The sequence below is a fragment of the Nocardia sp. CC213A genome, from assembly GCF_030766805.1.
Lineage (GTDB): Bacteria > Actinomycetota > Actinomycetes > Mycobacteriales > Mycobacteriaceae > Nocardia > Nocardia otitidiscaviarum.
Genome location: NZ_JASFXA010000038.1, coordinates 18,110 through 27,578, shown reverse-complemented (window position 1 = coordinate 27,578; position 9,469 = coordinate 18,110). Strand labels below are relative to the sequence as shown.

7 protein-coding genes and 1 pseudogene are annotated in these 9,469 nt (G+C 69.5%); 3 read left to right on the top strand and 5 right to left on the bottom strand.

Annotated features, from left to right (window positions below):
* A pseudogene (locus QJS31_RS36985) lies at positions 1-337 on the top strand (acetoacetate--CoA ligase); the annotation flags it as partial.
* On the opposite strand, the gene QJS31_RS36980 reads toward QJS31_RS36985, so the two are convergent.
* On the bottom strand, positions 315-914 hold the full coding sequence (locus QJS31_RS36980; RefSeq protein ID WP_282785084.1) for a TetR/AcrR family transcriptional regulator: 600 nt from the start codon (positions 912-914) through the stop codon (positions 315-317). The pseudogene QJS31_RS36985 and the gene QJS31_RS36980 sit on opposite strands and share 23 nt — an antisense overlap.
* Before the next feature lie 146 nt (positions 915-1,060).
* Between QJS31_RS36980 and QJS31_RS36975 the strand changes: the two genes are divergently transcribed.
* Together QJS31_RS36975 and QJS31_RS36970 are read left to right on the top strand one after the other, a co-directional pair.
* Positions 1,061-1,921, top strand: a complete 861-nt coding sequence (locus QJS31_RS36975; protein WP_282785083.1) for an alpha/beta fold hydrolase — start codon at positions 1,061-1,063, stop codon at positions 1,919-1,921.
* A gap of 37 nt (positions 1,922-1,958) precedes the next feature.
* Entirely contained in the window at positions 1,959-4,352 is a 2,394-nt protein-coding gene (locus QJS31_RS36970; RefSeq protein WP_306358995.1) for a beta-glucosidase, read from the top strand.
* 537 nt (positions 4,353-4,889) lie between these two features.
* Here QJS31_RS36970 and der read toward each other — a convergent pair.
* The 4 genes from der to scpB form a co-directional block, all read right to left on the bottom strand.
* Complete coding sequence (der, locus tag QJS31_RS36960) at positions 4,890-6,308, bottom strand: ribosome biogenesis GTPase Der (protein ID WP_282785080.1); 1,419 nt, start codon at positions 6,306-6,308, stop codon at positions 4,890-4,892.
* Positions 6,308-7,021 (bottom strand): (d)CMP kinase, encoded by a 714-nt coding sequence (gene cmk / locus QJS31_RS36955; protein ID WP_051037135.1) that lies wholly within the window; start codon positions 7,019-7,021, stop codon positions 6,308-6,310. Before cmk ends, der begins: the two co-directional genes overlap by 1 nt.
* Before the next feature lie 17 nt (positions 7,022-7,038).
* Complete coding sequence (locus QJS31_RS36950; protein WP_282785085.1) at positions 7,039-8,109, bottom strand: pseudouridine synthase; 1,071 nt, start codon at positions 8,107-8,109, stop codon at positions 7,039-7,041.
* A 605-nt stretch (positions 8,110-8,714) separates the two neighbouring features.
* A complete protein-coding gene (scpB, locus tag QJS31_RS36945; RefSeq protein WP_306358997.1) occupies positions 8,715-9,383 on the bottom strand; it encodes an SMC-Scp complex subunit ScpB in 669 nt (222 codons plus the stop codon).
* Between the last annotated feature and the right edge of the window lie 86 nt (positions 9,384-9,469).

Below are 9,469 nucleotides of genomic sequence, written 5' to 3'. Positions count from 1 at the left end.
CCCCGAGATCACCGAATCGCTCGTCCTGGGCATCGAACAACCCGACGGCGGCTACTGGATGCCCCTGTTCGTCGTCCTCACCGACAACACCCGACTCGACGACGAATTGCGCCAGCGGATAGCCACCGCGATCCGCACCGAGCTGTCGCCCCGGCACGTACCCGACGAGATCATCGCCGCCCCCGCCATCCCGCACACCCGCACCGGCAAGAAACTCGAAGTGCCGCTGAAGAAACTGCTCCAGGGAGCCGACCCCGCCTCCGTCGTGGCCCGCACCGCCGTCGACGATCCGGCCCTGCTCGACTGGTACGCGGCTATCCCGCGATACGCGCGATGACCTGCTCGATGTAGTCACCGAACAGCGCACCCATATCGACGGCCTCGGGATCGAGCAGCCACTGCTGCTGTAGGCCGTCCATCATGGCGAACACCTGCCGCGCAACGGCTTTGGTGTCGATACCGGCGCGCACCGTGCCCTCGGCGATACCCGCGTCGAGGGCACGCGCCAGTTCCGACTCCAACCGGCGGTAGCGATCCGCCGCCCAGGCGTGCGCCGGGTGGTCATCGGTCACCGATTCCCCCGTCACCACCGTGAACAGCTGCACCAGCCCCGGCACGTGCGTATTGTGCTCGACCAGCCGCGCCAGGCGGCGCAGCGCGTCCGGACCGCGCAGCGGCGCACCGAATTTCAGCCGCTCGGCATCGAGCCGGTCGCGGTATTCCAGCACCGCCGCCAGCAGTGCGGCCTTGGTCGGGAAGTAGTGCAGCAGGCCGGGCTGGGACAGTCCGCACAGGTCGGCGATCTCGGCGATCGAGGAGCCGCGGAACCCGTTCTCGGCGAAGGATTTCAGCGCCACGTCCAGAATCTGCTCCCGGCGCGCGTCGCCACGCGGGCGGCTGCGGCGTTGCGCCATGATCTCCTCCTTCCACCGTTCACGCCGACAGTAGCGGCGGGCGGGTCACCCATCCGCATCGGCCACCCGACCCATATTATCTCAGCTTGATAACATTCCCGAGTGCTCGCTCGGTTTGCGATGAATGCGCTGGCACACTCGACCTCATGAGCCAGGCCGCCGACGCCCCCACCGATATCGTTCCCGTCACCCTCGACGGCGGGTACGGAACCCTCGCGGCGTGGGAGGCGGTGCCGCCACCCGGCGTCCACGCCCGCGGCACGGTCGTGCTGGTACCCGGATTCACCGGTTCCAAGGAGGACTTCACCGCCATGCTGCCGCTGCTGGCGGCGGCCGGATATCGCGCGGTGGCCTACGACCAGCGCGGACAGTGGCAGTCCGACGGACCCGACCAGATCGACGGCTACCGCATGGACGACTTCCTCGGTGATCTACTGAAGGTCGTGGACCAGATCTCCGGCCCAGAGCCGGTGCACCTGGTCGGCCACTCCTTCGGCGGCTATGTCGCACGGGTCGCGGTGGTAGCCCGACCCGAACGCTTCCGGACGCTCACCCTGCTGGCCTCCGGCCCGTCCTCGGTGTCGGACATCAACTTTCCGCCGCCCAGCATGGTCGCCCAGGCCGTCGAAGCGGGTGGACAGGAGTTCATCTGGGAACAGATGCGCGACGCCCTCTTCGCCGCCGGAGCGGCCGACCCGACCCGGATCGACTTCCTCCACCGGCGCATTCTGGCCACCAAGAAGGCCAATATCCTCGGCATTCTGCGCGTGATGGAGGTGCCGCCACTGGCCGATCCGTCCGTGCTGCGCGCGGCGGGAGTGCCCATTCTGGTGGCCTACGGCGATACCGGCGATCTCTGGAATCCCGAGGTGCACGAGCGGTTCGCGGCGGCGCTCGGAGCGCGCCGCGCGGTCTACCCCGGCGTCGGACATCTCCCCAACGAGGACCGGCCCGCCCAGGTGTGCGCCGATCTGATGGCGTTCTGGGACCACCCCACCGCTCAGTAGCCTGATATTTGCCGACCATCGAGAGAGGGAACGGGGCATGCGCATGGACGACCTCATCGAGGACCTGCTCGCGAAACTCGACCTACCCGCCAAGCTGCGCCTGATCTCGGGCGCGGGCATGTTCCGCTTCGCCGGTGACCCCGACATCGGGTTGGCCGAGATGCCGGTCTCCGACGGGCCATCCGGCGTGCGCGGCGAATACTGGGACGAACGCGATCCCTCGGTGAGCCTGCCCTCCGGAACCGCCCTCGCCGCCACCTGGGATCCCGAACTGCTCACCGAGATCGGCGCGCTCATCGCCCACGAGGCGCGGCGCAAGGACGTGTACGCGGTCCTCGGCCCCACCATCAACCTGCACCGATCACCCTTGGGCGGCAGGCATTTCGAATGCTTCTCCGAGGATCCGGTGCTCACCGCCGGCATGGCCGCGGCCTACGTGCGCGCCGTCCAAGCGCACGGCGTGAGCGCGTGCCCGAAACACTATGTGGCCAACGACTCCGAGACCGACCGCTTCACCGTCGATGTGCGTGTCGACGACCGGGCGCTGCGCGAGCTGTACCTGTACCCGTTCGAACGGTGCGTCGACGCGGGCGCGTGGATGATCATGGACTCCTACAACTCGGTCCACGGCGTCACCATGACAGAGAACCCGCTGCTGAACGAACCGCTCAAGGGCAGCTGGGGATTCGACGGCGTCGTGGTATCGGACTGGACGGCCGTGCGCACCACCGCCGGTGCCGCCCAGGGCACCGATATCGCCATGCCCGGACCGCCCATGCTCTGGGGAGCACCGCTCGAAGAGGCGGTGCGCAAGGGCGAGGTACCAGAATCCGCGATCGACGAGAAGGTGCGGCGCATCCTCCGCTTCGCCCGCCGGGTGGGCGCGCTCGACGGATCACCGAAGGCCACACCCGAATTCACTGACGAGCAGGCGCAGGCGCTGGTGCGCCGCGCCGCCGCCGCGGGCATGGTGCTGGTGCGCAACGACGGTGTCCTGCCGCTCGCACCGGACACCACGGTCACGCTGCTGGGACCGCACGCCGAACTGCCGCGCTTCATGGGCGGCGGCAGCGCCACCGTCATCCCCGCGCACACCACCACACCCGTCGAGGGCCTCGAAGCCGTTCTCACCGTGCGGCACACGCCCGGCGTTCGACTCGAGGAGAAGCTGATCCCGGTGCCGCTGGAGCTGGTCACCGATCCCGACACCGGCACACCGGGAGTGAGTCTGCGCTACCTCGACGGTGACACCGTCATCGACACCCAGCACCGCACCGCGGGCAATCTCATGCTCTTCGGCGACCACGAGGCCGCCACGGCGACGACCCTGGAGATCCGGGCGCGGCTGCGCGCCGACGTGACCGGTGCGTGGCAGATCGGCGTCGGCACCCTCGGACAGGCCCGGCTGGAACTCGACGGCGAGACCGCCCTCGACGAGACCATCACCTTCGAGGGCACCGATCCGGTGGGCGCGATCCTCTACCCACCCCAGCGCGCGGTGACCCGTACCCTCGCCGAAGGGCAGGAGGTCGACGTCCGCATCACCGTCGCCGCGCCACCCGCCATCCCGGGCCTCGGCGTCATTCTCGGTCTCACCTTCGGCATCACCCGACCGCAGCGTCCCGCCGCGGCGGAATTCGCGGCCGCCGTGGAACTGGCGCGCACCTCCGATGTGGCGGTCGTCGTGGTCGGCACCACCGAACAGATCGAGTCCGAGGGTTTCGACCGCACCGATCTGCGCCTCCCCGGCCGCCAGGACGAACTGGTCGCGGCCGTCGCCGCCGCCAATCCGCGCACCGTCGTGGTGGTCAATTCCGGTGCGCCCGTAGAAATGCCGTGGCGCGACGATGTGGCGGCCGTGCTGCTGTCCTGGTTCCCGGGCCAGGAGTTCGGGGCCGCCCTCGCCGATGTGCTCACCGGCGCGGCCGAACCCGGCGGGCGACTGCCCACCACCTGGCCCGCACGCATGGCCGACGTGCCGGTGCTGTCGACGACACCGCAGGCCGATGGCACACTCCGCTACACCGAGGGCATTCACGTCGGTTACCGGGCGTGGCTGAAATCCGCTGCGGCTCCGGCCTATCCATTCGGTCACGGGCTCGGCTACACCACCTGGTCGCTCGGCGATCTCGCCGTGGACGGCCGGACCGCCACGGTGACGGTCACCAATACCGGTGACCGCGAGGGCAAGCAGGTGGTACAGGCGTACCTGTCCCGGGCTGACAGCGCGGTGGACCGCCCCGTGCGGTGGCTGGCCGGATTCGCGGCCGTCACGGTCGCCCCCGGCGCTTCCCACACGGTGCGCATCGCCCTGCCGCAGCGGGCTTTCGAGCATTGGACCGAGGCGGGCTGGACGACCGAACCCGGCTCGTTCACCCTCCACGTGGGCACGTCGGTGACGGATCTCCCGCTCACCGCCGAGATCAGCTGAACACCAACCGGTTCCAGCCGGGTCGGATGCCTTCGAAGCAGGTGCCCGACCCGGCTTCCCGCCACCGAACATCCTTCGTCGCGGCTCGCTCTATACCTTCAGGAGCGGGCACGAGCCCGGTCGCGACACTTCGAACACACATAGTTAAATGCGCATATCTGAGTATTGGGATACTTGAAGGCACCCTGGCACGGTTCATCCTCGTGCGGGCACGCAGCGCTACACCGGACCCGAGGACCCCTGAACACCGACACCCTCGCGCTCCTGACGAACGCGCGCTTCGACCCGGCCACTCCGCTGTTCCGCGCCGAACGCGCCCACCAGATCACGGCAATGCCCGCCTGGTCAGGCTGGACGGCTACGGCCACACCACATCCAGCACCTGCACCCGCGAACTGGGCGACGCGTACCTCATCGACCTGACGCTGCCCGCCCCCGGCATCACCTGCCCCGCCGACCGCGCCCCTTCACCTGACCACCGCGAGGGAACCGGCGGCAACGGCCGAGAGACCGCCGCCACCAGTACCCCCTCGTGCGTCACTTCTTGCGTTCGCGCTTTTCGCGGACGCGGATGTTCACTCGGACGGGGGAACCGTCGAAGTTGAATTCTTCGCGGAGGCGGCGCTCCAGGAAGCGGCGGTAGCCGGCTTCCAGGAAGCCGGTGGTGAAGAGGACGAAGGTCGGCGGGCGGGTGGATGCCTGGGTGGCGAAGAGGACGCGTGGGAGACGGCCGCCGCGCATGGGGGGCGGGGTCGCGGCGACGACTTCCTTGAGCCAGGCGTTCAGGCGGCCCGTCGAGATGCGCTTGTCCCAGGATTCCAGGGCGGTTTCCATGGCGGGCACCAGCTTCTGGACGGCGCGGCCGGTGTGGGCGGAGATGTTCACCCGCAGCGCCCACTGCACCTGCACCATCTCCCGCTCGATCTCGCGTTCCAGCGCCAAGCGGCGGTCCTCGTCGACCAGATCCCACTTGTTGTAGGCGATCACGAGGGCGCGACCGGCGTCGGCGACCATGCTGATGACGCGCAGATCCTGTTCGGTGATGGGCTGCGAGGCGTCGATGAGCATGACCGCCACCTCGGCGGCCTCCAGGGCCGACTTGGTGCGCAGCGAGGCGTAGAACTCGTGGCCGCTGGCATTGCCGACCTTCCGGCGCAGCCCCGCGGTGTCGACGAAACGCCAAGGCTTGCCGCCCAATTCGACCAGGGAGTCGACCGGGTCGACGGTGGTGCCCGCCACATCGTGCACCACCGAGCGCTCGAAGCCCGACAGCTTGTTGATCAGACTCGACTTGCCGACATTCGGCTTGCCGATGAGCGCCACGCGGCGCGGGCCGCCGGTACCGCCGGTGCCCTCACGCGGGGTTTCCGGCAGCACCGCCAGCAGGTCGTCGAGCAAATCGCCGGTACCGCGGCCGTGTGCGGCCGACACCATATGCGGTTCACCCAACCCGAGCGACCACAGCGACGCCGCCTCGGCCTCACCCTTCTGGTCGTCCACCTTGTTGGCGACCAGAATGACCGGGGTCTTGCTGCGGCGCAGCGTCTTCGCGACGGCCTCGTCGGTGGCTGTCGCACCGACCGTGGCGTCCACCACCACGACGATCGCGTCGGCGGTCTGCATGGCGATCTCGGCCTGGCGGGCCACCGACTGTTGCAGCCCCTTGGCGTCGGGCTCCCAGCCGCCGGTGTCCTGTACCAGGAATGTGCGCCCGGCCCAGTTGGCCTCGTAGCTGATGCGGTCGCGAGTCACGCCCGGCACATCCTCGACCACCGCTTCGCGGCGGCCCAGAATCCGGTTCACCAGCGTGGACTTGCCGACATTCGGGCGGCCGACGATGGCCACCGTCGGCATCGGCACCTGCTCGGCCTCGTCATGTTCACCGGCGAGTTCGGCCAGCTCCCAATCGGTTTCGTCGGCCCAGACGCCGTCTCCGGCAAAAGTATCCTGCGTCACTACGCACCTCCTGCCGAAATCTGCTGCCGCACCACGCGATACAGCTCGTCGATGACCTCGTCCATATTCAGCTCGCTGGTGTCCACCAGCACCGCGTCCTCGGCGGGACGCAGCGGCGACACCTTGCGGGTGGAGTCGAGGTTGTCGCGGCGCTGCACATCGGCCAGCACCGCCGCGAAATCGTCACCGCGGCCCTCGGCGATGTTCTGCGCATTGCGCCGCGTCGCCCGCGCCTCGGCGGAAGCGGTCAGGTAGACCTTCACATCGGCGGCGGGCAGCACCACGGTGCCGATATCGCGTCCCTCCACCACGATGCGGCCCGAGGTGGCGGCGATATCGCGCTGCAGGGCGACCAGCTGGTCGCGCACCTCCGGCACCGCGGACACCGCGGACACCGCCTTGGTGACGGCATTGCCGCGAATCTCGGCGGAGACGTCCTCACCGTCGAGTTCGATGACCTCTCGGCTGGGATCGGTGCCGATGGACAGCGGCAGCTCCTTCACCGCCACCACGATGGCGGCGGCGTCCGTGAGATCGACACCGCTGCGCAGCACGCGCAGCGTCGCCACCCGGTACATCGCCCCGGTGTCCAGGTAGCGGGCGCCGAGGCGGGTGGCCAGGCGTCGCGACACGCTCGACTTGCCGGTGCCGGACGGGCCGTCCATGGCGACGACCAGCGGGCCCGTACCCGTCAGCGCATCCTCGGCCACCATCGCACTCCTCACACCGTTCACAACGACACCGCCTCGTAGAGCTTCCCGATTTCGTCCCGACCCAGTACCCGCAGCGTGCCCGGGCGCTGATCGCCCAGTGCGACGGGTCCGATATTGGTGCGCACCAGCGCGGTCACCGGATGGCCGACCGCGGCCAGCAGGCGGCGCACGATATGTTTGCGGCCCTCGTGCAGGACCACCTTCACCAACGACTTACCCTCGCCGACCTCGAGTACCTGGAAACGGTCGACCTTGGCCGGGCCGTCCTCCAGTTCGACGCCGTCGCGCAGGCGCTTGCCGACCTCGCGGCCGTGGATCTCTCCGGCGACGGTGGCGAGGTAGGTCTTGGAGACCTCGAAGGAGGGGTGCATGAGGCGGTGCGCGAGATCGCCGTCATTGGTGAGCAGCAGCAGACCCTCGGTGTCGGCGTCCAGGCGGCCGACGTGGAACAGGCGCTGACCGGCCACCACGCGCTCGGCGACGATATCGCCGACGCAGGGGCGGTTCATCTCGTCGGCCATGGTGGACTGCCAGCCCTTGGGCTTGTTCAGCGCCAGGTAGACCTGTTCGTCGCGGACCACCACCCGCACGCCGTCCACTCGCACCACGGCGTGATCCGGATCGATGCGCAGGCCCTGCTCGCGCACGATCGCACCGTCGACCTCGACGCGGCCCTGGTCGATGAGTTCCTCGGCGGCGCGGCGGGAGGCCACCCCGGCCTTGGCGAGCACCTTCTGCAGGCGTTCGCCCTCACCCCACGGCAGCTTCTTCGGCCCCTGCGTTTCGGGCTCGACATGCTGGCGGCGGGCCGGTTTGGCATTGTTCAGCACCGGGCCGGTGACCACGACGCGCTGCGGCTTGGGCTTCTTCTGCTTGCCGGTGGGTGGCGTGGCACTGGGCGCGGTGGTCGGAGCGAACGGACGCCCGCCACCGATCCGGCCGCGACTGCCACCGAGGTGATGGTCGCCCTGACCGCCACGCGCGCCCGCACCGCGGAAGCCACCGGGGGCCGCGCCACGCGACCCGGCAGCACGAGTGCTCCCGCCTCGATTCCGGTCCGCGCGAGCATTCCCCTGCCCACCGTCCACGCCGCGATTCCGGTCGCTCCGGGGGCGGTCGGTGCCGTCGCCGCGAGTCCACTCGCCGAAGCGCGGGCCTGCTCCACCACGGGCCGCCCCACCTCGCGAACGGTCGGTACCGCGATCACGATCGCCGCCACGCCCGCTGCCGCCGCGATTCCACTCGCCGCCGCGCGTACCGCCCGCGTTCCAGTCGGACCGGCTGTCTCCTCCGCGTGAGTCGTATCCGCGACCGGCGGGCGAGCCGCCACCGCGCGAGCGGTCGGCGCGGGCGTCGTTGTTCGACCAGGAAGTGCGGGATCCGTCGCGTGACCGATCGCCACCGTATGTGCGATCGCCGCGCGAATCTCCTCCGCGCGAAGGCGTTCCGCGACCGGCCGGGCCGCGGCCCTGGCCCGTGCCGCGCGCCTCCCACTGCGCGCCGCGGCCGGAGCCGCCTCGGGAGTCCCAGGACTGGGCGCCGCGGGTGCTGCCACCGCGGGTCGGCTGGGCGCCGCGGGGGGATTCACCGCGGCCGCGTGCCGAACCGCCGCGGGGCGGTTCGAAACCACGTTTCCTACGATCCGGTGTGCCATCTCGGCGAGCGGGTGTATTCACGTTGTCCTAATTTCGATTCATTCTTCGGTACCGAGGTCGATATCCGACTCGGTCGGTTTTCTCAGCCTGGTGTACCGGGGATCGGTCTCCAGGCTCTCGTTGATCTCGTCGATCAGATCCACCCCTGGGAGCAGGGGGGCCAACGGCGGCAGATCGGTCAGCGACGCGAGTCCGATCCGCTCCAGGAACAGCTCGGTGGTGACGTACAGGGTGCCATTGGTCTCCGGGTCGGCCCCGGCCTCCGCGATCAGACCTCGCGCCAGCAAGGTCCGGATCACGCCGTCCACATTCACGCCCCGCACCGCACTCACTCGCGCTCGCGTAACCGGTTGACGATAGGCGATAACGGCCAGGGTTTCCAAAGCGGCGCGGGTCAGCTTGGAGCGTGCGCCGTCCAACAGCATACGTTCCACGTACGGCGCGAACTCCGTCCGCGTGTAGTAACGCCACCCGTCACCCACGAATCTGAGATCCATGCCACTGCGCCGCGCGGTCAGCTCCGCCGACATCTCCCGCAGCGCCTGCTCCACCCGCGCGACGCTGTCGTCCAGCGCGGAGGCGAGCATATCCACCGCCGCCGGTGCGTCCACCACCAGCAACATCGCCTCCAGCGCCGAGCGGAACTCCGCCTCGTCGAGCCGCTCGGACTCCCCGGACTCCCCGGACTCCCCGGGCTCCTCGAACAGCGCACCACCCGGAAACTCGTCCGAGCCGGGCGCTACGCCGGAGTGACGGGTATCTCCCTCCGTCGCCGACTCCGACGTGCCCGCGT

Excerpts from the sequence above, each read along its gene's own strand:
- QJS31_RS36980 (WP_282785084.1), bottom strand. The coding sequence starts at position 914 with ATGGCGCAACGCCGCAGCCGCCCGCGTGGCGACGCGCGCCGGGAGCAG.
- QJS31_RS36975 (WP_282785083.1), top strand. The coding sequence starts at position 1,061 with ATGAGCCAGGCCGCCGACGCCCCCACCGATATCGTTCCCGTCACCCTC.
- QJS31_RS36970 (WP_306358995.1), top strand. The coding sequence starts at position 1,959 with ATGCGCATGGACGACCTCATCGAGGACCTGCTCGCGAAACTCGACCTA.
- cmk (WP_051037135.1), bottom strand. The coding sequence starts at position 7,021 with ATGGTGGCCGAGGATGCGCTGACGGGTACGGGCCCGCTGGTCGTCGCC.